The 22,163-nt window shown below is 63.3% G+C and carries 18 protein-coding genes and 1 pseudogene; 4 read left to right on the top strand and 15 right to left on the bottom strand.

All coding sequences use genetic code 11. The features are described from left to right. Positions 1-167: 167 nt before the first annotated feature. From sppA to rluC, 3 genes are read right to left on the bottom strand one after another with little or no spacing between them, the layout of a single operon-like run. Positions 168-1,157 (bottom strand): signal peptide peptidase SppA, encoded by a 990-nt coding sequence (gene sppA, locus CAF92_RS24265; protein ID WP_085602154.1) that lies wholly within the window; start codon positions 1,155-1,157, stop codon positions 168-170. A 6-nt stretch (positions 1,158-1,163) separates the two neighbouring features. Continuing rightward, positions 1,164-1,838 carry an HAD family hydrolase gene (locus tag CAF92_RS24260; RefSeq protein ID WP_085602153.1) on the bottom strand — a complete coding sequence of 225 codons (675 nt, stop codon included), beginning with the start codon at positions 1,836-1,838 and terminating at the stop codon, positions 1,164-1,166. 3 nt (positions 1,839-1,841) lie between these two features. After that, a complete protein-coding gene (gene rluC / locus CAF92_RS24255; protein ID WP_013971570.1) occupies positions 1,842-2,798 on the bottom strand; it encodes a 23S rRNA pseudouridine(955/2504/2580) synthase RluC in 957 nt (318 codons plus the stop codon). Between the two features lie 799 nt (positions 2,799-3,597). On the opposite strand from rluC, the gene rne reads away from it, so the two are divergent. Then, positions 3,598-6,894: a ribonuclease E gene (rne, locus tag CAF92_RS24245; protein WP_085602152.1), complete on the top strand. Its 3,297-nt coding sequence runs from the start codon at positions 3,598-3,600 to the stop codon at positions 6,892-6,894. Between the two features lie 186 nt (positions 6,895-7,080). On the opposite strand, the gene murB is transcribed toward rne, so the two are convergent. The 8 genes from murB to CAF92_RS24205 all read right to left on the bottom strand — a co-directional run bounded on the left by murB (position 7,081) and on the right by CAF92_RS24205 (position 14,053). Further along, on the bottom strand, positions 7,081-8,100 hold the full coding sequence (gene murB / locus CAF92_RS24240; RefSeq protein WP_085602151.1) for a UDP-N-acetylmuramate dehydrogenase: 1,020 nt from the start codon (positions 8,098-8,100) through the stop codon (positions 7,081-7,083). After that, positions 8,097-8,561 carry a low molecular weight protein-tyrosine-phosphatase gene (locus tag CAF92_RS24235; RefSeq protein ID WP_085602150.1) on the bottom strand — a complete coding sequence of 155 codons (465 nt, stop codon included), beginning with the start codon at positions 8,559-8,561 and terminating at the stop codon, positions 8,097-8,099. Before CAF92_RS24235 ends, murB begins: the two co-directional genes overlap by 4 nt. Further along, positions 8,561-9,325 carry a 3-deoxy-manno-octulosonate cytidylyltransferase gene (gene kdsB / locus CAF92_RS24230; RefSeq protein ID WP_085602149.1) on the bottom strand — a complete coding sequence of 255 codons (765 nt, stop codon included), beginning with the start codon at positions 9,323-9,325 and terminating at the stop codon, positions 8,561-8,563. The genes CAF92_RS24235 and kdsB overlap by 1 nt, the downstream gene beginning before the upstream one ends. After that, complete coding sequence (locus CAF92_RS24225) at positions 9,322-9,507, bottom strand: Trm112 family protein (RefSeq protein ID WP_003247142.1); 186 nt, start codon at positions 9,505-9,507, stop codon at positions 9,322-9,324. Before CAF92_RS24225 ends, kdsB begins: the two co-directional genes overlap by 4 nt. 44 nt (positions 9,508-9,551) lie before the next feature. After that, entirely contained in the window at positions 9,552-10,553 is a 1,002-nt protein-coding gene (gene lpxK, locus CAF92_RS24220; protein WP_085602148.1) for a tetraacyldisaccharide 4'-kinase, read from the bottom strand. Further along, positions 10,553-10,987, bottom strand: coding sequence for a biopolymer transporter ExbD (locus CAF92_RS24215; RefSeq protein WP_046617071.1), 435 nt, complete (start codon positions 10,985-10,987; stop codon positions 10,553-10,555). Before CAF92_RS24215 ends, lpxK begins: the two co-directional genes overlap by 1 nt. Further along, positions 10,984-11,619, bottom strand: a complete 636-nt coding sequence (locus CAF92_RS24210) for a MotA/TolQ/ExbB proton channel family protein (RefSeq protein ID WP_003259970.1) — start codon at positions 11,617-11,619, stop codon at positions 10,984-10,986. The genes CAF92_RS24215 and CAF92_RS24210 overlap by 4 nt, the downstream gene beginning before the upstream one ends. Positions 11,620-11,836: 217 nt before the next feature. Further along, positions 11,837-14,053, bottom strand: a complete 2,217-nt coding sequence (locus tag CAF92_RS24205; RefSeq protein ID WP_085602147.1) for a DNA internalization-related competence protein ComEC/Rec2 — start codon at positions 14,051-14,053, stop codon at positions 11,837-11,839. Between the two features lie 143 nt (positions 14,054-14,196). On the opposite strand from CAF92_RS24205, the pseudogene CAF92_RS24200 reads away from it, so the two are divergent. Then, positions 14,197-14,703: pseudogene (locus CAF92_RS24200) on the top strand (DUF2062 domain-containing protein); the annotation flags it as partial. A gap of 9 nt (positions 14,704-14,712) precedes the next feature. Here CAF92_RS24200 and CAF92_RS24195 read toward each other — a convergent pair. From CAF92_RS24195 to CAF92_RS24185, 3 genes are all read right to left on the bottom strand, one after another. Then, a complete protein-coding gene (locus CAF92_RS24195) occupies positions 14,713-15,492 on the bottom strand; it encodes an ABC transporter permease (RefSeq protein ID WP_046617070.1) in 780 nt (259 codons plus the stop codon). Continuing rightward, positions 15,489-16,421: an ABC transporter ATP-binding protein gene (locus CAF92_RS24190; RefSeq protein ID WP_085602146.1), complete on the bottom strand. Its 933-nt coding sequence runs from the start codon at positions 16,419-16,421 to the stop codon at positions 15,489-15,491. Before CAF92_RS24190 ends, CAF92_RS24195 begins: the two co-directional genes overlap by 4 nt. Positions 16,422-16,565: 144 nt before the next feature. Next, positions 16,566-17,189 carry a glutathione S-transferase gene (locus tag CAF92_RS24185; RefSeq protein WP_046617068.1) on the bottom strand — a complete coding sequence of 208 codons (624 nt, stop codon included), beginning with the start codon at positions 17,187-17,189 and terminating at the stop codon, positions 16,566-16,568. Positions 17,190-17,472: 283 nt separating this feature from the next. Between CAF92_RS24185 and CAF92_RS24180 the strand changes: the two genes are divergently transcribed. Further along, positions 17,473-19,920, top strand: a complete 2,448-nt coding sequence (locus CAF92_RS24180; protein ID WP_085602145.1) for an acyl-CoA dehydrogenase — start codon at positions 17,473-17,475, stop codon at positions 19,918-19,920. Between the two features lie 77 nt (positions 19,921-19,997). On the opposite strand, the gene CAF92_RS24175 is transcribed toward CAF92_RS24180, so the two are convergent. Continuing rightward, positions 19,998-21,506 (bottom strand): hypothetical protein, encoded by a 1,509-nt coding sequence (locus tag CAF92_RS24175; RefSeq protein ID WP_085602144.1) that lies wholly within the window; start codon positions 21,504-21,506, stop codon positions 19,998-20,000. A 168-nt stretch (positions 21,507-21,674) separates the two neighbouring features. On the opposite strand from CAF92_RS24175, the gene CAF92_RS24170 reads away from it, so the two are divergent. Next, positions 21,675-22,079, top strand: coding sequence for a PA2817 family protein (locus tag CAF92_RS24170; protein ID WP_085602143.1), 405 nt, complete (start codon positions 21,675-21,677; stop codon positions 22,077-22,079). The last annotated feature ends 84 nt before the right edge of the window (positions 22,080-22,163 follow it).

Here is a 22,163-nt window from a genome sequence, read left to right as displayed (position 1 = left end):
ACCATGATCGCATCAGGCTGAAACTCAATGGCCTGAGCCCTGTCAGCTACAGGACTCAGGCTACTGGCTAAAACTGTCCAACTTTTCGGGGGCAGTCCAGTTTTGCGCGATCCCCGTGGGAGCGGGCATGCCCGCGAAGGGGCGCAAAGCGCCCCGGCACTTCCGGATCAGCGCAACTGCGGCCCCTGGAACCCCATCCACATCGCCAGGCGCTCGGCCACACTGGCCCCCACACGCTTGGAGAAGCGATCGAACGCCGACTCTTGCACGGTGAAGTCCACCAGTTCCTTCTCGCCCACGATTTCGCGCGCCACATAGCTGGCACTGCCCAGCCCATCCACCAGGCCCAACTCCTTGGCCTGCTCGCCCGACCAGACCAGGCCACTGAAGAGCTCCGGATGCTCCTTGTCCTTCAGGCGTTCGCCCCGCCCCTGCTTGACCATGGCGATGAACTGCTGGTGCGTGGTATTCAGCACGCCCTGCCAGAACTCGGTCTCTTCCGGCTTCTGCGGCGAGAACGGATCGAGAAAGGCCTTGTGCTCGCCTGCAGTGTAGGTACGCCGCTCCACACCCAGCTTCTCCATGGTGCCGACAAAGCCATAACCGGCTGCGGTCACACCAATCGAGCCAACCAGGCTGGCCTTGTCGGCATAGATCTCGTCCGCCGCACTGGCGATGTAGTAGGCACCGGAAGCGCCAAGGTCGGCGATGACCGCATACAGCTTGATGGCCGGGTATTCGGCCCGCAGACGGCGGATTTCGTCATACACGTAACCCGACTGTACCGGGCTGCCTCCCGGGCTGTTGATGCGCATCACCACAGCCTTGGTCTTGCTGTCCTTGAACGCCTCGCGCAGGCTCTTGACGATATTGTCGGCGCTGGCCGGCTCCTCGTCGGCAATCACACCGCGCACCTCGACCAGCGCGGTATGGCTGGCACTGCGCGACGCAGCCTTGTCCATGTCCATCAACGGTGTGAACAGAATCAGGATGCCGAACAAGTAGACGAAGGTCAGCAACTTGAAGAAGATCCCCCAGCGTCGCGCCCGGCGCTGCTCCTGAACACCTGCCAGCAGGGTCTTTTCCAGTAGCTTCCAGCTTTTGCGCTCTTCGCGCTCCTCGGGTTCGGCCTCGGGGGCTTTCCATTCGTCTGCCATGCTTACCTACCTTGGAAATGGAATTGCGGAACCACCCAGCCACTCGCGCAACTGGGAAAAATGATCGATGCATACCTGCGGGCCAAACTCGGCCAGCGCCTGCAGCGACATGGCACCATAGCCCACGGCCACCGAATGCATGCCGGCATTGCTGGCCATCTGCAGGTCAAATGCCGAATCGCCAACCATCAGCGCACGCCCCGGTTCGACACCGCAATGGCCGAGGATTTCCTCGAGCATCAGCGGGTGCGGCTTGCCGCGGGTCTCGTCGGCGGCGCGAGTGATGTCGAAAAACTGCTCCCAGCCATTGGCCTTGAGCACCCGGTCCAGCCCGCGACGCGCCTTGCCGGTGGCCACCGCCAGGCGGTAACCCTCGGCACGGAAGGCATCCAGCGACTCGACCACCCCCTCGAACAGCGGCGAGGGCTGCTGATCCAGGGCCATGTAGATATCTGCATAGTGCTGACGAAAGCTTTCGACCTGAGCAGGCGCCAGGTGCGGGTACAGGGTGTGGATCGCCTCGCCGAGGGCCAGACCGATGATGCCCTTGACCGCATCCTCGCTGCTTTGCACCTCACCGGCACGCTCGGCGGCGGCATTCATCGCCTCGACGATACGCCCGATCGAGTCAGCCAAGGTGCCGTCCCAGTCGAAGATCAGTAGCTCGTAGCCTTTTTTCATGGATCAGGACGCACTCAGACGTTCAACGGTTTTCGCCCAGACTTCATCCACCGGCGCCTCGAGCTTCAATTCGCCACCATCCGGCAGCGGCACGGTCAGCGCGTAGGCATGCAGGAACAGGCGCTTGCCGCCCAAGTCGCGAATTTCACGACTGAAATCTTCGTCGCCGTACTTGCTGTCGCCAGCGATCATATGCCCGGCATGCAGGGTGTGCACGCGGATCTGGTGGGTACGGCCAGTGATCGGGCGCGCCTCGACAATGGTGGCGAACTCGCCGAAGCGGCGCAGCACGCGGAACAGGGTCAGTGCCTCCTTGCCCTCGTCGTTCACCTCGACCATGCGCTCACCGGAACGCAGGTTGCTCTTGAGCAACGGCGCACTGACCTGCTTCTTCGAGGTCGGCCAATGGCCGCGCACCAGCGCCATGTAGCGCTTGTCGACACCGTCGCCACGCAGCGCGGCATGCAGGTGACGCAGCATGCTGCGCTTCTTGGCGATCATCAGCAGGCCGGAGGTGTCACGGTCCAGTCGGTGCACCAGTTCCAGTTCCTTGGCATCCGGGCGCAGTTGGCGCAGCGCCTCGATCACGCCGAAGCTCAGACCACTGCCGCCATGCACGGCGATGCCCGCCGGTTTGTTCATCACGATCAGCGCCTTGTCTTCGTAGACGATGGCCGCTTCCAGGCGCTGCAGCAGGCCTTGGGCCACCGGCGCCGGTTCGTCACGTTCCGGCAGGCGGACGGGCGGTACCCGCACTATGTCACCGGCCTGGATCTTGTACTCCGGCTTGACGCGGCCCTTGTTGACCCGCACTTCACCCTTGCGCAGGATGCGGTACACCAGGGTCTTGGGCACGCCCTTGAGGGCCGTGATGAGAAAATTGTCGATGCGTTGGCCGGCAAGCTCCGGCGCGACTTCGATCAGCTGAACGCCGGAAGTCGGAGGGGTATTGGTCGTCATGGCGGGATCATAACAATTTTTTATGGAATTGAAGCACTTAATCATTGCTGCTATAGTCGCGAACGCCGCCAAAAGCGGCAGGCCAGCGGCACCAGGCTCCTAGCCGGCCCCTGACCAACGCAATTCTGCAGGACGCGAGGCCGTCCTACGGGGTTTTCGCCAGTTTACCGAATTGCCTGGAATCGCCACCAGCGCTGTGTAGAGAAGACCGAAAAAAAACGACAAGTGCGGTGTTTCACCTGCTTACCCGATTCTTTTCGCTGCACCTCTGCCCGCCCCGTCGCTTCCACGCAACGCCCGGCGAATGCTTCGGAAATACCTGCCTTGGACATGAATGGCGCCAGCGCAGAACCTGCGCTGGCGAAAAATGCAACCCGTTGCGGATTCAGCGCGCGGCAGCACCCGAATTATCAGGGATACGTGCAGGGTGGAGATGCACAGCCCTCGGACCGTGTAGCACCGCGTCCGGCCCACCAGCCCACTGAACGGCTGGCGAGCGGATAAGGTCCTGAACAGATGCCCCCGGGCGTCCACGGCTGACGGTTGATTCCTCCTCCTGACTGAGTGCACAAGGCCCGCTTGGTTGATTCGGATTCCAATTCGAAGCCACCGGGGCCTTGTTGGCACCGCAGCAAACAGGACGCGTCGTCGCGACAACGGCAGGCTGGGCAACCGGCTGGTGCCGAACGTCGCTCGACACGGGGGTGGCCCGGCCACCCTTTGCGCACCTTGGCACCGACCATGAGACGTCGTGTGTGCCGAACGCCGTTTCCGGCAGCCCGGAAACCGACGGTACAACATGAAAAGAATGCTGATTAACGCAACTCAACCCGAAGAGTTGCGTGTAGCCCTGGTGGACGGCCAACGTCTCTACGACCTGGACATCGAGTCCGGCGCGCGCGAGCAGAAAAAGGCCAACATCTACAAAGGCAAGATCACCCGCATCGAACCCAGCCTCGAAGCCGCCTTCGTCGACTTCGGTTCCGAACGTCACGGCTTCCTGCCGCTGAAAGAAATCTCCCGCGAATACTTCAAGAAAACCCCCGAAGGGCGGGTCAACATCAAGGAAGTGCTGAGCGAAGGCCAGGAAGTCATCGTCCAGGTCGAGAAGGAAGAGCGTGGCAACAAAGGCGCCGCCCTCACCACCTTCATCAGCCTGGCCGGCCGCTACCTGGTGCTGATGCCGAACAACCCGCGCGCTGGCGGCATTTCCCGCCGCATCGAAGGCGAAGAGCGCAACGAACTGCGTGAAGCCCTGAACGGCCTGACCGTGCCGGGCGACATGGGCCTGATCGTGCGTACTGCCGGCCTTGGCCGCAGCAGTGAAGAAATGCAGTGGGACCTCGACTACCTGCTGCAACTGTGGACCGCCATCAAGGAAGCGTCCCAGGACCGCGCCGCGCCATTCCTGATCTACCAGGAAAGCAACGTCATCATCCGCGCCATCCGCGACTACCTGCGCCAGGACATCGGTGAAGTGCTGATCGACAGCATCGATGCCCAGGAAGAAGCCCTGACCTTCATCCGCCAGGTGATGCCGCAGTACGCCAGCAAGGTCAAGCTGTACGAAGACAGCGTGCCGCTGTTCAACCGTTTCCAGATCGAAAGCCAGATCGAGACCGCCTTCCAGCGCGTGGTCGACCTGCCGTCCGGCGGTTCGATCGTGATCGACCCGACCGAAGCCCTGGTGTCCATCGACATCAACTCGGCGCGCGCCACAAAAGGCAGCGACATCGAAGAAACCGCCCTGCAGACCAACCTGGAAGCGGCCGAGGAAATCGCCCGCCAGCTGCGCCTGCGTGACATCGGCGGCCTGATCGTCATCGACTTCATCGACATGACCCCGGCGAAAAACCAGCGCGCCGTCGAAGAACGTGTTCGCGAGTGCCTGGAAGCCGACCGTGCCCGCGTCCAGGTCGGCCGCATTTCTCGCTTCGGCCTGCTGGAAATGTCCCGTCAGCGCCTGCGCCCGTCGCTGGGCGAAAGCAGCGGCATCGTCTGCCCACGCTGCTCCGGCACCGGCATCATCCGTGACGTCGAATCGCTGTCGCTGGCCATCCTGCGCCTGATCGAAGAAGAGGCCCTGAAGGACCGCACCGCCGAAGTTCGTGCCCAGGTGCCGATCCCGGTGGCTGCCTTCCTGCTCAACGAGAAGCGCAACTCGATCACCAAGATCGAACTGCGCACCCGTGCGCGCATCATCATCCTGCCGAACGATCACCTGGAAACCCCGCACTTCGAAGTCCAGCGCCTGCGCGACGACAACCCGGAAGTGCTGAACAACCAGTCCAGCTACGAGATCGCCGCCGCCGAAGCCGAAGAAGCGCCGCAGCCGACCGCCACCCGCACCCTGGTTCGCCAGGAAGCCGCAGTCAAGACCGCCCCGGCCCGCGCCAACGCGCCGGTGCCGGCCACTGTCGAAGAGCAGCAGCCTGCCGCACCGGTCGCCCCTGCCCCGGTCGCCCCGGAGCCAAGCCTGTTCAAGGGCCTGGTGAAGTCGCTGGTAAGCCTGTTCGCCGGCAAGGAAGAGCCTGCCGCCGCGCCGGTTGTCACCGCCGCCGAGAAGCCAGCCGCCGAGCGTAGCCCACGCAACGAAGAACGCCGCAACGGCCGCCAGCAGAGCCGCAACCGCAACGGCCGCCGCGACGAAGAGCGCAAACCACGTGAAGAGCGTGCCGAGCGCGCACCTCGTGAAGAACGAGCGCCACGCGAAGAACGAGCCCCACGTGAAGAGCGTGCACCACGTGAAGAACGCGCCCCACGCGAAGAGCGTGCACCGCGTGAAGAACGCGCACCACGCCAGCCACGCGAAGACCGCCGTGGCAACCGTGGCGAAGAGCGCGTGCGCGAACTGCGTGAGCCACTGGACGCTACCCCTGCCGAGCGCGAGGAACGTCAGCCGCGCGAGGAACGTGTGGCCCGTGAAGAACGTGCTCCACGCGAAGAACGCGCCCCACGTGAAGAGCGCGCACCTCGCGAAGAACGCGCCCCGCGTGAAGAGCGTGCTCCACGTGAAGAACGCGCACCGCGTGAAGAACGTGCACCGCGCGAGGAACGCGCACCTCGCGAAGAACGTGCCCCACGTGAAGAGCGCGCACCTCGTGAAGAACGTGCTCCACGCGAAGAACGTGCCCCTCGCCCACCACGTGAAGAGCGTCAGCCACGCGCAGCCGAAGAAGCCGCCGAGCAGGCTGCCGAGCTAGCCGAAGAGCAACTGCCGAACGAAGAGCTGCTGCAGGACGAACAGGAAGGCAACGATGGCGAGCGCCCACGCCGCCGTTCCCGTGGCCAGCGTCGTCGCAGCAACCGTCGTGAGCGTCAGCGCAACGCCAACGGCGAGCTGATCGATGGCAGCGAGGAAGAAGGCAGCGAAGAGCAGCCTCAACCGCATCAGGCCACCGAGCTGGGTGCCGAACTGGCCGCCGGCCTGGCCGTGACTGCCGCTGTCGCCAGCAGCAACATCAGTGCCGACGCTGAAGCACAGGCCAACCAGCAGGCCGAGCTTGCCACTGCCGAGGTCGCCGCCGTAGCGGAAACCGACAACAGCGAAGTCGCCCAGCCGGTCGAGCAGGTCGAGAAGATCGAAGCTGCAGCCAAAGCTGAAGAAGTGGCCGTGGCCCCCGTGGTCGAGCTGCCGGTCAGCGAGCCTGTGGCCGTGGTCGAGGCAACTGCCGAGCCAGTGGTCGAAGTCACTCCGCAGCCAGTGGTCGAGCAAGCACCTGCTGCCGAACCGGTAGTGGTTGCCGAAGCACCGGTAGAAGCACCTGCCGTCGAGGCCGGTGAAATCGAGCAGGCCCCAGCCGTGGCCGAAGCCGCTCCGGTTGCCGAGCAACCTGCCCCGGTTGTCGAAGCCCAGCCAGAAGTGGTGGCCGAGCCTGCACCAGTGGCCGTCGAACCTGCACCGGTCGAAGCCCCTGCGGCGGTGGAACCTGCCACTGTTATCCTGGCCAACGGCCGTGCGCCGAACGACCCGCGTGAAGTGCGTCGCCGCAAGCGTGAGGCCGAGGCTGCCGCCAAAGCCGCACAGGAAGCTGCTGCAGCCACCGAGGAGCCAGCCCTGGAAGCCACCGATGAGCAAAAGCCTCATCACGGTTGATAGCCAAGGCTGAATGAAAAAGCCCCGCCAGTGCGAACTGGCGGGGCTTTTTCTTGGCTGGGCGTTTTTTCTGTACCGGCCTCTTCGCGGGTAAACCCGCTCCCACAGGGGCCCCACTACCCTCAGGCCCTGCGAGGTCCCTGTGGGAGCGGGTTTACCCGCGAAAGGGCCAGCCCAGGCACTGAATCAGTAGAGGTTAGGCTCCATCTCCAGCTCGACCCCGAACCGCTCGAGGATATCGGCCTGGATCCGTCGCGCCAGCGCATGCATCTGCGCCCCGCTCGCCTGGCCGTAGTTGACCAGCACCAGCGACTGCAAACGATGCACCCCGGCATCACCTTCGCGATGGCCCTTCCAGCCTGCCTGCTCGATCAACCAGCCTGCCGCCAGCTTCACCTGGCCATCGGCTTGCGGATAAGCCACCACCCCCGGGTACTGCGCACGGATTCGCTCGACCTGTTCCGCCGAGACCACCGGGTTCTTGAAGAAGCTCCCGGCATTACCCAGCTCTGCCGGGTCTGGCAGCTTCTCGCGGCGAATGCTGCAGATCGCCTCGCTGATCGCCTGCGCGGTCGGCTCGGTCACCCCCTGCTCTGCCAGGCGCTGGCGCACCGGACCGTAATCCAGGTGAGCCCGCAGCGTACGGCTCAAGGCAAAGCGCACCCGCAGGATCAACCAATGTCCGGGGTTGCGTTTGAACAGGCTGTCGCGATACCCGAACGCACATTCCGCCAGGCCGAAGTCACGCAGCTCGCCTGTCTCGCGGTCCAGGGCGGTAAGGCCTACGAACACGTCCTTGATCTCCACGCCATAGGCGCCCACGTTCTGCATCGGCGCGGCGCCCACGGTGCCGGGGATCAGGCTGAGGTTCTCCAGCCCGCAATACCCCTGCGCCAATGTCCACTGCACGAACGGGTGCCATGGCTCACCGGCCTCGGCCTCGACCACGATACGTTCGCCATCGTCGCTGAGCACGCGCCGGCCACGGCTGGCCATGTGCAGCACCAGCGCATCGATATCGCGGGTCAGCAGCAGGTTGCTGCCTCCGCCAATCACCAGCACCGGCAAGCCGCCTTGCTGGGCCTGGGCCAGCGCCTGGCGCACCTCCTGATCATCATGTGCCTGGCTGAAATACCGCGCCTTCACGTCGATACCAAAGGTGTTGTACGGCTTGAGCGATACCTGCTCCTGCCACTGCACTGTCATAACCGCCCCTTGATTTCCAGGACCAGTGCCTGGCACGCCGCTTCGACCAGGTCGAGCACCTGCTCGAAGCCATCGGCGCCGCCGTAGTACGGGTCTGGCACTTCATCCAGCGCTGCGCCATAACGGCGCAGGAACAGGTCGAGCTCCCCCACTGCCGTATGCGGGCGCATCGCACGCAAATGGCCAAGATTGCTCTCGTCCATCGCCAGGATGAGGTCATATTCGGCAAAGTGCGCCGCCGTGACCTGCTGGGCGCGTTGCTGCGACAGGTCATAGCCACGCGCCAGCGCTGCCTTGCAGGTGCGGCTGTCAGGCGCCTTGCCGACATGCCAGTCGCCAGTGCCGGCCGAGGCGACATGCACGCGGTCGGCAAGCCCGGCAGCCTGCAATTGATGGCGCAGCACGCCTTCGGCGGTGGGCGAGCGACAGATATTGCCGAGGCAGACGAACAGGACGCGCATCAGGCCTCCAGCAAGCGCCGTACGCGCTCCAGGTCTTCAGGAGTATCCACGCCCACGGCAGGCGCCTCGATGGCGTCTTCGACGTGGATGCGTACGCCATGCCACAGGGCCCGCAGCTGCTCCAGCGCTTCGGTCTGCTCGAGCCAGCACGGGCCCCAGCTGACGAAGCCCTGCAGGAAGCCGACGCGGTAGGCGTACATGCCGATGTGGCGGCGATAAGGCACGCCCTCTGGCAGCAGGTTGCGGTCCTTGGCGAATGCATCGCGAGCCCAGGGCAGCGGGGCACGGCTGAAGGTCAGGGCCAGGCCGTTCTTGTCGCTGACTACCTTGACCGCGTTGGGGTTGAACACGGTTTCCGGCTCATGGATCGGTTCGGCCAGCGTGGCGATGCCGGCTTCCGGATGCGCTGCCAGGTTTGCTGCCACCTGGTCGATGATCACCGGCGGAATCAGCGGTTCGTCGCCCTGTACGTTGACCACGATGGCATCAGCGGGCAGGCCGAGGTGCGTGGCCACTTCGGCCAGGCGATCGGTGCCGGACTCATGGTCGGCACGAGTCATCAGCACTTCGGCGCCGAAGGCCTGGCAGGCCTCTAGAATGCTGGTGTCGTCGGTGGCTATGACCACGCGGCTGGCGCCGCTCTTGCGGGCCTGCTCCCACACATGCTGCACCATCGGCTTGCCGGCGATCGGCAGCAATGGCTTGCCCGGCAGGCGCGTGGAGCGCAGGCGGGCGGGGATCACCACGGTGAAATCCAGGCTCATTTGTCCAGACGCTCGTCGTCAGTCAGGGTACGCGCCTCGCTTTCCAGCATGACCGGGATGCCGTCGCGGATCGGGTAGGCCAGGCCGGCGCCCTTGCTGATCAGCTCGGTCTTGTCGGCACTGAGCTTGAGCGGGCCCTTGGTGATCGGGCAGGCCAGGATATCGAGCAGTTTGGTGTCCATTGGAGGCTTCCTTTAGGCCAGGTGGCCGGGAATTGAAAAAGGGCTCAGGGCTTGCGCAGCAAGTGTTGCAACTGGTTGTCGAACCAGGCGCTGAAAGCCGGCGTGGGCTGCGCCTCGACGGCCAGGTACCACCAGTCGTCAGCGGCGAAGGCCCGGCATTTCACCGCATCCTTCTCGGTCATGACCAGCGGCAGCGGCGGGCTGAAGGCCAGGCTCTGGGCGCTGAACTGCGCATGGTCGGCAAAGGGATGCGGCACCGGCTGCCAGTTTAGCCCCAGCAGGGTATTGAAGAAACGTTGCGGGTTGCCGATACCGGCCACCGCGTGCAGGCGTTGGCCTGCGGGGAAATGGTCAAGCCCGCGGCGCTCGCCACTGCGCAGGTTGACAAGGGCGGACGGCTGCAGGCGGAAGCCGAAGCCATCGGTACGGTCTGCGCTGGCACCATTGAACAGTACCGCGTCAGCCTCGTTCAGGCGCTCGGCCGGCTCACGCAACGGCCCCGCCGGCAGGCAGCGGCCATTGCCCAGGCCGCGGGCGGCATCGATCAGCACCAGCTCCAGGTCGCGGGCCAGGCGATAGTGCTGCATGCCGTCGTCACACAGGATCAGGTCGAGGGGTTCGCTGGCCAGCAGCGCCTGCACGGCGCGGGAGCGGTCGGGGTCGATCATCAGCGGCACACCGGTGCGCTGCACGATCAGCAGTGGTTCATCGCCGGCCTGACCGGCAGCCTGGTCGGCCTGCACGCGCCAGGGTAATTGCGGCGGCTTGGCGCCATAGCCACGGCTGACCACGCCCACCTTCAGCCCCTGCTGACGGCAGTGCTCGATCAGCCAGAGGATCATCGGCGTCTTGCCGGTACCGCCCACAGTGATGTTACCCACCACGATGACCGGCACCGGGGCCCGGTAGCTGGCACTTTCGCCACTGAGAAAACGCGCCCGCTTGCGCGTGACCACGCGGCGATACAGCGCCTCCAGCGGGCGCAGCAGCGCCAGGGCCGGGTGCCCGGCGTACCAGGCGGCGAGCAGACGGTCGGCGAAGGCCATCAAGGCGTGCCCTGGGCCGCCTCGACGGTGGTCATGCGCAACTGGCTGAAACCGAGCTTGCCGGCGGCATCCATCGCGGTGACCACAGCCTGGTGCGGAGTCTTGCCGTCGGCGCTGATGGCCAGCGGCAGCTTGTTGTCGCCGCCCGATTCACGCTCGATCGCTTCGCTCAGGGTGGCCAGGTCGCTCTTGGGCAGCAGGTGGTTGTTCACCGAGTACACGCCTTCTGCGCTGATGGTGATTTCCACCAGCTTGCCCTGGTCGGGCGGCGCCTGTTCGGCGCTGGCTGCTTCGGGCAGCTCGACACGCAGCTGGGTCTCGCGGGTGAAGGTGGTGGTGACCACGAAGAACAACAGCAGGACGAACACCACGTCGATCAGCGACGCCAGGTTGATATCGACGTTCTCCCGCTGGCGATTGCGCCGGAACTTCACGCCTTGCCTCCGGCCACTTCCACTTCACGGTCGCCCTGGATCACTTCTACCAGCTTGATCGCCTCCTGCTCCATGCCCACCACCAGCTCATCGATGCGGCGGAGCAGGAAGCGGTGGAAGAACACCGCCGGAATACCGACCATCAGGCCGGCCGCGGTGGTGACCAGGGCCTTGGAGATACCACCGGCCAGCACTGCGGCGTTGGCGGTCATCTGCGAGCCCATGAAGGCGCTGAAGATGTCGATCATGCCCAGCACGGTACCCAGCAGGCCCAGCAGCGGGGCCATGGCGGCGATAGTGCCGAGGGTGCTGATGTAGCGTTCCAGTTCGTGGATGACGCGCGAAGCGGCCTCCTCGATGCATTCCTTCATGATTTCACGGCCATGGCGCGAGTTGGCCAGGCCGGCGGCAAGGATTTCGCCCAGTGGCGAATCGGCGCGCAGGGCCTTGAGCTTGTCACTGGTCAGTTGCTTGTCCTTGATCCATATCCACACCTGGCCGAGCAGGTGCGGCGGGGTGACGCGACTGACGCGCAGGGTCCACAGGCGCTCGACGACGATAGCCATGGCAGCGATGGAGCTCAGAATGATCGGCAGCATCATCCAACCACCGGACTTGACCAATTCCCACACAGTAAACGCCCCTTCGGAAAAAGGCCGACACTCTACCATAGGCACGTCGGGGGCTCATCTGCCGGAGGTCAGGGAATTCCCCTACCCGGTTTCTACCTTGAGCTGTCGGGTGGCTGAACTGGCCCTTTCGCGGGTAAACCCGCTCCCACAGGTTTTGTACCACCCTCCGGTTCGGTGCAGTACCTGTGGGAGCGGGTTTACCCGCGAAAGGGCCAGCTCAGCCACCGACCGCATCCCTCCAGAAACGCCTCTGTCGGCGCACACTCTCGACCTCCCCCAGCCTCCCCAGCACCAACCGCAACGCCCCCTGCTCCGCTGTGTCATGCATCACCACCCCATGCCGCCGATAACGTTCGACCACCTGCGCGTGCGGGTGCCCGAAGCTGTTGTTGCGCCCGCGCGAAATCAGTACCCCGCGCGGTGCCGTGGCGCGGATGAAGGCCTCGCTGGATGAACTGCGGCTGCCATGGTGCGGCGACTGCAACCAGTCGATCCACGGCGCTTCTGTGGCCGCCAGCCAGGCCCGTTCGGCACCGGCTTCCATATCACCCGCCAGCAACAATCGCTCACCTTGCGCCTCGACCAGCAACACACAGGAGCGGTCATTGCTGCTCTGCCCATCAGCCCAGCGCCATAGTGAAAAGCGCACGCCATCCCACATCCATTGCTCGCCACTGGCACAAGGTTGCAGTTGCATGTCATCCAGCACTTCGCCGCCGATCACCCGTTTGACCGGCAAGCCACGCAGGATTGCGCCAGCACCACCGGCGTGGTCGGCATGGGCGTGGCTGACCAGCATCAGGTCCAGGCTACCCACCCCCAGCTTGCGCAAGGTCGGCAACACCACCCGCTCGCCCAGGTCGCTCTCTCCCCTGGCCGGCCCTGCGTCGTACAGCATGTTGTGATGCCGGGTGCGCAACAGTACCGCCAGCCCCTGGCCGACATCCAGATGCCAGACCTCGACCTGGCCGAACGGCAGCGTCTCCCGGGGTACCCATAGCGCCAGCAGCATCACGCCCCCCAACCCGCGCAGTGGCACGCCACGGGGCATCAAAACCAGCAGCGTACCCAGGCACACCAGCAGCCAGGCCCACAATGGCAGAACGGCTGGCAGCCACGTCGACTGCTGTTGGGCCACCAACTCCAGCAGCCGGAAAAGCACGTCGAGCAAACCACCCGCCAGCCACAACAGCACCTCCCCTACCTCGCCCAGCGGCAGCAGCAAGGCCCCCAGCAATGCCAACGGCAGCACCGCCAGGCTGACCCACGGCACCGCAACAAGGTTGGCCAGCGGCGCACTCAGGCTCACCGGTAAGCCCGTAGCCAGCAGCACCGGCAGCAAACCGATGGCAATCCCCCATTGCGCCCGCGTCCAGGCCTGCCAGGGCCGCCAGCCGCCCAGGCGTGCACTGAAGCAATAACCAAGCGTGGCCACGGCCGCGAACGACAGCCAGAACCCGGGCAGCAGCGCGGCCAACGGCTCCACCAGTAGCACGGCAACCAGCGCCAGCAGCAACGGCAAGGCCGCACCAAGGTGGCGAAAACGCAGGCGCCAGAGCAACACCACGGCCAGCATCAGGCAGGCACGCTGCACCGGTACACCGCCACCAGCCAACCAACCGTAGGCCAGTGCCGCAGCCATGGCCAGGCCGCACGCCCAGGGCAGCCAGGGCAGCCGAGCGGGCCACAGCCCCCAACGCGCCAGCCCGGCAACCAGGCCATACAGCAAGCCGGCAACCAGGCCGATGTGCTGGCCCGAAATCACTAGCAGGTGCACCGTGCCGGTGGCCTGCAACGTTTGCCAGTCCTCCCGGGCCAGACCCGCCCCGTCGCCAATAACCAGCGCTACCAACGCTGCCTGCTGGCCATGGGCCTCGACTGCCAGCAGGCGCTGGCGCAGCGCATCGCGCCAACCGCCGGTTGCAGGCGCCAGCAACTGCCCGGCTTTGACCGTGCCGGTGGCCCCAACCCGGCGCGCCAGCAGTTGCGCCTCCCGGTCTGGCCCATACGGATTGAGCAGCCCGTCCGGGCGCTGCAAGGTCACCGCCAGCCGCCACTGCTCGCCCGCCCGCAGCGACGGCCCGTCGAACCAGCTCAGTTGCAGGCGCTGCGGCAGTTCTGCCCGCCGCGAGCGGGGCGCATCCAGCTCGAAGCGCACACCTTGCGCAGTCCGGGTCGGCAGGCCGACCACCTGGCCTTCAAGCCACAGGGTGCGGCCATCCAGCCCGGCGGCCAGGCGGTCATCCAGCGCCTGCTGCGCGGACCAGCAGGCCCAACACAAACCCAACAGAAAACAGCCCAACGGCCACAGCCGGGTGAACAGGCCGACGCCACCGGCTATAGCCAGCAGCACCAGCCATCCGACCGATGGCAATGCGGGGAGAAAGCCCAGGCACAACAGCCCGAGCGCGAGCGCAAGCATCCCTGTGCGCATAGAAGTAGAGCTCCAGAAGCGAAATCACCTTCTGAGGCATAGCCCAATTGCCGGCAGCGCTTGCTCAACAATTGTCACAAACTCTAAACGAGGCTGAACGGGAATCAGGGCATACTGCCCAGGTCAACGCTCCGGGAGCCTACATGCCGCGCCGACTTTTCAAACGCTACATGCCGGACCCGACCAGTATTCGGGAACACAAGTCCTTACGCTTTTTCGGCAAGTTGCTGCATGACCCGAACCTCTGGCACCTGAACCGCCATTCGGTGGCGAGGGCCATGGGCGTTGGCCTGTTCGCGGCGCTGATCCCGATGCCAGCGCAGATGCTGCTGGCCGCCGCACTGGCCATTCCGCTGCGCGGCAACCTGCCGATCGCGGTCAGCCTGGTTTGGCTGACCAACCCGCTGACCATGCCGCCGGTGTTCTTCGTCACCTACATGACCGGCGCCTGGCTGATGCAGGTGCCGCCGCGCACCCTGCCCGACGAACTGACTTTCCAGTGGATCACCGACCAGCTGTCGACGCTGTGGCAACCCTTCCTGCTCGGCTCGGTGGTGTGCGGCGTGGTGCTGGGTATCCTTGGCTACTTCACCACCATGCTCTACTGGCGCTGGTGGGTGGGCCGGCAGTGGCGTCTGCGCCAATGCCGGTGCAAGGCTTCAGGCACGCATGCCGCGGCCGCTGACCAGCAGGCGAACGCACACCACGTAGAGCACAGCGGTAGCGACCAGCATGAAGGTAATCGCCGTGCCAATGCTGATATCCGACACCCCTAGGATGCCGTAGCGGAACGAGTTGACCATGTGCAGCACAGGGTTGGCCAGCGACACGGTCTGCCAGAACGGCGGCAGCAGGTTGATCGAGTAGAACACCCCGCCCAGATAGGTCAGCGGCGTCAGCACGAAGGTAGGGATGATCGAAATGTCGTCGAAGTTGCGCGCGAACACCGCATTGACGAAGCCCAGCAGCGAGAAGATGGTGGCGGTCAGCAGCACCACGACCACGGTCACGCCCAGGTGGTGCACCTGTAGGTGGGTAAAGAACAGCGACAGGAAGGTCACGATCACGCCCACCGCCAGGCCACGCAGCACGCCACCCAGCACGTAACCGACGAGGATGGTGTGTGGCGAAACCGGCGACACCATCAGCTCTTCGATGGAGCGCTGGAACTTGCTGCCGAAGAAGCTCGACACCACGTTGCCGTAGGAGTTGGTGATCACCGACATCATGATCAGCCCCGGCACGATGTACTCCATGTAGGTGAAGCCACCCATGTCGCCGATCTGCCGGCCGATCAGGTTACCGAAGATGACGAAGTACAGAACCATGGTGATCGCCGGCGGCAGCAGGGTCTGCGGCCAGATACGCAGGAAGCGCCGCACTTCGCGGTAGACGATGGTGTTCAGGGCGACCCAGTTGGTGCGCAGTTCCACACTCATACGGCCACCTTCGACAGGTTTTTTTCCACCAGGGACACGAACAGCTCCTCGAGTCGGTTGGTCTTGTTACGCAGGCTCTGCACCTCGATGTTCTGCAGTGCCAGCTGGCCGAACAGCGCAGTGATGCCGATGTCCTTGTCCACCTGCACTTCCAGGGTGTGCGGGGTAAGCAGCCGGCACGGGTAGCCCTGCAAGGTCGGTGCAGTGGCCAGGTCCTGCTTGAGGTCAAGGACGAAGGTTTCGACATGCAGCTTGCCCAGCAGCTGGCGCATGCTGGTGTTCTCGACGATGGTGCCGTGGTCGATGATGCCGATGTTACGGCACAGCTGCTCTGCCTCTTCCAGGTAGTGGGTGGTGAGGATGATGGTGATGCCCTTCTGGTTCAGCTCGGTGAGGAAGCTCCACATCGAACGGCGCAGTTCGATGTCCACACCGGCAGTGGGCTCGTCGAGAATCAGCAGGCGCGGTTCGTGGATCAGCGCGCGGGCAATCATCAGGCGGCGCTTCATGCCCCCGGACAGCGAACGCGACTGCACGTCACGCTTGTCCCAAAGGCCGAGCTGGGTCAGGTACTGCTCGGCACGCTCCTTGGCCACCTTGGGCGGGATGCCGTAGTAACCGGCCTGGGTCACGACGATGTCGAAGGTTTTCTCGAACTGGTTGAAGTTGAACTCCTGCGGCACCACGCCCAGGCAGCGTTTTAGCGCCGACGGCTCGCGGTCCAGGTCGTGGCCGAACACGTTGACCGTGCCGCTGGTCTTGTTGACCAGGGTGGAGAGGATGCCGATGGTGGTGGACTTGCCCGCGCCGTTGGGGCCGAGCAAGGCGAAGAAGTCGCCTTCGGCAACATCCAGATCGATGCCCTTGAGGGCCTGGAAACCGTTGCCGTAGGTCTTGGTCAGCTGTCGAATGGACAGGGCGGAACTCATAGCGGGTCACTTACCGAGAAAAAGGTGCAGGACACGCCAGGTAAAGGCACTGGCGCAGTGAGTGCGGCCAATGGTGCTTGGCCTGGCCGCACAAGTACAGTCATGTGTATTGATAATGACTATCGAAGTAGCCGTGGTGTTCGATCAGGTCAGCGCAGTCATTACCGCTGCCTGGTATGCAGGGCGGGCTTTCAGGCGCTCGTACCAGGCCTCCAGGTTATGCATCGCCGGGCGCTCGATGGGCATTTCGAACCAGGCATAGATGAAGCTGCCCAGTGGGATGTCGCCCATGCCGATCTGGTCACCGGAAAGGTACGGTTGTTTGGCCAAGGCTTCGTCGGCAATGGCCAGCAGCTGGGCGCATTGCTTGTGCGCAGCGTTGATCGCCACCCAGTCGCGCTGGTCTTCCGGGGTGCGCAACAGGCCCCAGAACAGAGGGCGGAACGGCGTGGCGAAGGACGACGTTGTCCAGTCCATCCACTTGTCCGCCAGGGCGCGCTGACGCGGGTCGTCCAGGTACCAGCCCTGCTCCGCACCGTACTCGGCGCACAGGTAGCGGACGATGGTATTGGACTCCCACAGGGTCAGGTCGCCGTCTTCGAGCATCGGCACCAGGCCGTTGGGGTTGCGGGCACGGTAGTGTGGCTCGTTGACCACGCCGAAGGCGCCGCCGGCGTCGATGGATTCGAAGTCCAGGCCCAGTTCGTGGGCGATCCACAGCGCCTTGCGTACATTGCTCGAATTCTTGCGGCCCCAGATCTTCAGCATGGCAACGTCCTTATGAATGCGGAGGAGGCACAGTCTACTCCAGAGCTTTATCGCCTGTACCGGCCTCTTCGCGGGTAAACCCGCTCCCACAAGGATCGCACCCGATCTCAGAGCGGTGCAGTACCTGTGGGAGCGGGTTTACCCGCGAAGAGGCCGGTACAGGCAAACATCGGACTGAAACTCCCACCGCTACACCCTGTCACTGTTCTGACCCGGCCGTTCGCAGCGTTGCGTCTAAGCTGTCTGGGACGGCTTACCCCCCTGGTTCCAAGGAGGACCGATTATGTTGCTGTTGTGGTTGGTAGTGCTGGTGATCGGCGCGGCGTACCTCACGCACCGGCGCCTGGCGCCCTTGCAGATTCTCGGCATCATGACGGGCTATATACTGCTGATGGGCATTTTCAGCAGCGCTCCTGGCTGGCTGCTGACCCTGCTCTGGATAGTGCTGGCACTGAAGGTCGCCCTGGTGGCGCTGCCGGAATGGCGCCGCAAGGTATTCACCGGCCCCGTGTTCAAGTGGTTCCAGCGCACCCTGCCGCCGATGTCGCAAACCGAGCGCGAGGCGATCGACGCCGGCACCGTATGGTGGGACGGCGAACTGTTCAGCGGCCGCCCCGATTGGCGCACCTTGCTCGAATACCCGGCGCCGAAGCTGACCGAAGAAGAACAGGCCTTCATCGATGGCCCGACCGAACAGCTGTGCGCCATGGTCAGCGACTGGCAGATCGGCCAGGACATGGACCTGCCGGCCGAAGCCTGGGCACATATCAAGCAGCATGGCTTCTTCGCCCTGATCATCCCCAAGGAATACGGCGGCAAGGGCTTTTCAGCCTACGCACACTCCCAGGTGGCGATGAAACTGGCCACCCGCAGCGGCGACCTGGCCTCCACCGTGATGGTGCCGAACTCGCTCGGCCCGGCCGAACTGCTGTTGCATTACGGCACTGACGAACAACGCAACCACTACCTGCCACGCCTGGCGCGTGGAGATGAAATCCCCTGCTTCGCCCTCACTGGCCCGCTGGCCGGCTCCGATGCTGGCGCCATGCCTGACACCGGGGTGGTCTGCAAGGGGCAATGGAACGGCGAAGAGGTCATCGGCCTGCGCCTGAACTGGGAAAAGCGCTATATCACCCTCGGGCCCGTCGCCACCCTGCTGGGCCTGGCGTTCAAGGCCTACGACCCGGACCACCTGTTGGGCGAGCAGGAAGAACTGGGTATCAGCCTGGCGCTGATCCCTACCGACACGCCTGGCGTCGAAATCGGCAAACGCCACCTGCCACTGGGCGCCGCGTTCATGAACGGCCCCAACAGCGGCAAGGACGTATTCGTGCCGCTGGATTTCCTCATCGGTGGCCAGGCCATGCTCGGCAAGGGCTGGATGATGCTGATGAACTGCCTGTCGGTCGGCCGCTCCATCTCCCTGCCCGCAGTGGGTACCGGCGCTGCCAAGTACACCAGCCTGGTCACTGGCCAGTACGCCAACATACGCGAACAGTTCAATGTTCCCCTGGCTGCCTTCGAAGGTATCCAGGAGTCGCTGGCACGCATCGGCGGCAACGCCTGGCTGATGGACAGCGCACGGCTGCTGACCGCCAAGGCCGTGGACCTGGGCGAGAAGCCTTCGGTGCTGTCGGCGATCCTCAAGTACCACCTCACCGAGCGTGGCCGCGAGTGCATCAAGCACGCCATGGACGTGCACGGCGGCAAGGCCATCATCATGGGGCCAAACAACTATCTGGGGCGCAACTGGCAAGGGGCGCCGATCTTCATCACCGTCGAAGGCGCCAACATTCTTTCGCGCAACCTGATGATCTTCGGCCAGGGTGCCATCCGCTGTCACCCGTTCGTGCTCAAGGAAATGGCCCTGGCCGGGCGCGAGGACCGCGATCAGGCATTGAGGGAATTCGATGACCTGTTGATAAAACACATCATGTTCGCCGCGAGCAACGCGGCCAGCACGCTGGTGTTGAACCTCGGCCTGGGCCGCCTGGAGAGCGTACCGGGTGACGCCTTGAGCCAAGGTTACTTCCGGGCGCTCAACCGCCAGGCCGCGGCCTTCGCTCTGCTGGCCGACCTGTCGATGATGCTGCTGGGCGGTGCGCTCAAGCGCCGCGAACGCCTGAGCGCACGGCTGGGTGACGTGCTCAGCTACTTGTACCTGTCCAGCGCCGCCCTCAAGCGCTATCACGACCTGGGTTCACCGGAGCACATGCAGCCACTGTTGCGCTGGGCCATGGAAGAAAGCCTGGGTCAGGCGGAAAACGCCCTGGACCGCCTGCTGGACAACTTCCCCAACCGTTTCGTCGGCTGTGCCCTGCGCGTGCTGGTATTCCCCTTCGGCCGCCGCCATACCGGGCCGAGCGATGAACTGGATGCCGAAGTCGCCGCACTGATCGGCCGCAGCAAAGGCGACCCGGCACTGGAGGAGCTGTTAGCGGGATGCTTCAGGCCACAGGCCGAAGGCGACCCGGTTGCAGCGCTACAACGAGCCAGTGATTTGCTGAATGAGACCAAGCCTCTGCAAAATGCGCTGCACCAGGCCATAAAGGCTGGCAAGGTAAAACCAACCCACGGAAAGTCGCCCGTGGAAGCAGCCATTGAAGCAGGCTTGTTACAGCCATCAGAGGGCCAACTGCTGCAAGAAGCCGAGCAGGCAAGCCGGAACGTCATCGACGTGGACGCGTTCGACAAGGACCAGCTGGCCCCCATGCCTGGGCGCATTCGCTGAACATAGGGTGACCGAGGCAGGATGCCGACAGAGTCCATTTCAGGCTCTGTCGGCCTGGCGAGCGCTGAAGCAAATACTCAGTTCTGAAATAGCGCTACTGCCTCCGCAGGCGAGTAGAGAGGTATCGGAATGATGGTAAACGCCCAGTACAGCAGAAAATCGTTGGTTGTATCTTGCGCCCACACGACTGTGAAGGGCGAAGGATCGCTGTCAGCCGGGCTGAAAACACCGGTGCTGGACACCTTACCGTTACCCGCAGCAATGGCCCATTTGATATCAGCGCCCTCGATTTGAACTTCCTGCCTAATTTTCGACGAGTAGTACCACAGTGTAAGTTTGAGCTTACCCCCCTCTAGGGACATCTTGAAATAATGAGTCATCGGTGCGTAGTACATCGCAAATGTACTGTATGCACTTTCGCCACCTTGGGTGGCTTTGACCACATCAACCGTGAACTTTTCAGGAACGCTCGAAATAACGGCTGCCGGGCGATCGGTCTTGTTATCCGACTCCAAAACCACATCGGGTTGAAGTCTGCCTGGAGGATAGTAATACCTGGTATCGTGTTCTTGCTCCACACGCCCCAGGCGTTCGCCTTCGAGCACCCAGGTCGCTGAATCAGGGCCAGGCTGCAGTATAACTTCCTGTTTGCCAGTGCCGTTCGCAATCAGACGGACCAAGGGGTCTAGCGACAATGGGGTTTTCTGCAACTGAGCGCCTTCTGCCGCTAGAAACGCTTCTTTGGGTGAGTTGTATTCCGTTCCATAGACCTCCAGGCTTTCATCATAGGAGCCAGATTTGCGCTTGAGATGAGGCGGTGGGAACACCAGCGAAGGGACCCATGCTTCATCATAAGGGGCCTTGCCCAGACTTACCTCAGGGAATGCCCGTTGCGCAAACAGGAAAATGATCTGGTCCATAGCTGCTGTACCTGCGCGATCAGGCAGGCTGCCAAAAGCCGGCGACTGAACCTCAACAACCGCCAGATTCGTACCATTATAGTTAATACCCATCGCCGTTCCTTGATTGAATGGCTGAAAGGAAACTATCAACTCACGCAACTGGCTGTTTGTGGGAGTGCCGACGGAATAAAGATCAATGCCTTTCTTGGCCTGATAACCACGTGTCAGTTTCAGCAGCAGTGTATCTTGCCCTGTAAATGAAAACTCTGGTTCAGCTGACCACTCCAGGCGAACAACACCCTCACCTCGGTAAGCGAGAGAGCTGACAATAGAGGCTTTGATTGTAAGAACCTGACTTCCGTCATAGCCGACATCCCTGATTTCTCTTAACCAGGCTTCTCTGCTACCCGGCTCCAACTTAAGGACTACCTCCCGCTCACTCAACAGTCGTTTATGCAGTTCCAGCCCCCCATCAGACCACTTCACCAACGGCTGCCCGAATACGGCAGATGCGACTTTCCACGTCTCTGCATCAGTCTGCCTGTCGAGTAATAGTGCTTCACCCGGAACAAATTCATTTTTTGCATGATAAGCCTTCCAGCAATCATTCAACAGGCCGTACCACACCAGACTATAAACAATGCCAAAGTTAGTGTTCGGGGCAGGATTCTTCGTGTGAGTCATGACGTTCTCCATGGCGTTGGTAAATGCCTGGCACCCTGTAAAACCCCTTGGGCTTTTTATACAATTGTCAAAAATGACAGGTGCCTGTCGGGGCAGCTCGCCCAATCGGCAGGTGGGTGAAGCGCAGTGCGGTATACTCGCGTTTTTGAGTTAGCCGAGGACCGCATCATGGCCACGCCCCACCTGGACTATCACCTGCAACTGCTGCAGCATCTGCGGACCATTCTGCTGGCGCTTGCCGAGGCCGAGCAGGTACCTGAGGAAAGCCACGCATTATTCCTTGAGCGCTTCGACGAACTGCTGAACCTGCTGCCGCAGGATCCACTGCACAGCCAGTACCTGGGGCAGGACCTGATTTGCCAAGTGATCCAGCGCTATCCACAAATTGCCCACCTGGTGCCACGCGACCTACTCTGGTTCTTCGGCGGTGATTGCCTGCATTTCATGCCCGATGAGGAACTGAACCTCTACCAACAGCTGGAAGAGTGCCGCTACGAGGCCGAGCAAAAAGGCGAACCCTTCGACTGGAACAGACAGAAGCAGTTACTGACTGCCTCAGGACAGGCCCACTGACGCCCATCCCCTCACCAGCATCGCCTTCTCCCAGCAGTAAGACGACTTCCCTTACAGATAACCTCCAGCGATCACCGATAGGCT

The organism is Pseudomonas sp. B10(2017), assembly GCF_002113295.1.
GTDB lineage: Bacteria > Pseudomonadota > Gammaproteobacteria > Pseudomonadales > Pseudomonadaceae > Aquipseudomonas > Aquipseudomonas pudica.
The sequence above is the reverse complement of the archived record's forward strand: the minus strand, read 5'-3'. Positions and strand labels throughout refer to the sequence as shown.

Coding starts and splice junctions, on each gene's coding strand:
- CAF92_RS24205 (WP_085602147.1), bottom strand. CDS start 14,053: ATGCGCACAGGGATGCTTGCGCTCGCGCTCGGGCTGTTGTGCCTGGGC.
- CAF92_RS24225 (WP_003247142.1), bottom strand. CDS start 9,507: ATGGACACCAAACTGCTCGATATCCTGGCCTGCCCGATCACCAAGGGC.
- CAF92_RS24175 (WP_085602144.1), bottom strand. CDS start 21,506: ATGACTCACACGAAGAATCCTGCCCCGAACACTAACTTTGGCATTGTT.
- CAF92_RS24235 (WP_085602150.1), bottom strand. CDS start 8,561: ATGCGCGTCCTGTTCGTCTGCCTCGGCAATATCTGTCGCTCGCCCACC.
- kdsB (WP_085602149.1), bottom strand. CDS start 9,325: ATGAGCCTGGATTTCACCGTGGTGATCCCCGCCCGCCTGCGCTCCACG.
- CAF92_RS24260 (WP_085602153.1), bottom strand. CDS start 1,838: ATGAAAAAAGGCTACGAGCTACTGATCTTCGACTGGGACGGCACCTTG.
- lpxK (WP_085602148.1), bottom strand. CDS start 10,553: ATGGCCTTCGCCGACCGTCTGCTCGCCGCCTGGTACGCCGGGCACCCG.
- sppA (WP_085602154.1), bottom strand. CDS start 1,157: ATGGCAGACGAATGGAAAGCCCCCGAGGCCGAACCCGAGGAGCGCGAA.
- rluC (WP_013971570.1), bottom strand. CDS start 2,798: ATGACGACCAATACCCCTCCGACTTCCGGCGTTCAGCTGATCGAAGTC.
- CAF92_RS24195 (WP_046617070.1), bottom strand. CDS start 15,492: ATGAGTGTGGAACTGCGCACCAACTGGGTCGCCCTGAACACCATCGTC.
- CAF92_RS24185 (WP_046617068.1), bottom strand. CDS start 17,189: ATGCTGAAGATCTGGGGCCGCAAGAATTCGAGCAATGTACGCAAGGCG.
- CAF92_RS24180 (WP_085602145.1), top strand. CDS start 17,473: ATGTTGCTGTTGTGGTTGGTAGTGCTGGTGATCGGCGCGGCGTACCTC.
- CAF92_RS24190 (WP_085602146.1), bottom strand. CDS start 16,421: ATGAGTTCCGCCCTGTCCATTCGACAGCTGACCAAGACCTACGGCAAC.
- rne (WP_085602152.1), top strand. CDS start 3,598: ATGAAAAGAATGCTGATTAACGCAACTCAACCCGAAGAGTTGCGTGTA.
- murB (WP_085602151.1), bottom strand. CDS start 8,100: ATGACAGTGCAGTGGCAGGAGCAGGTATCGCTCAAGCCGTACAACACC.
- CAF92_RS24170 (WP_085602143.1), top strand. CDS start 21,675: ATGGCCACGCCCCACCTGGACTATCACCTGCAACTGCTGCAGCATCTG.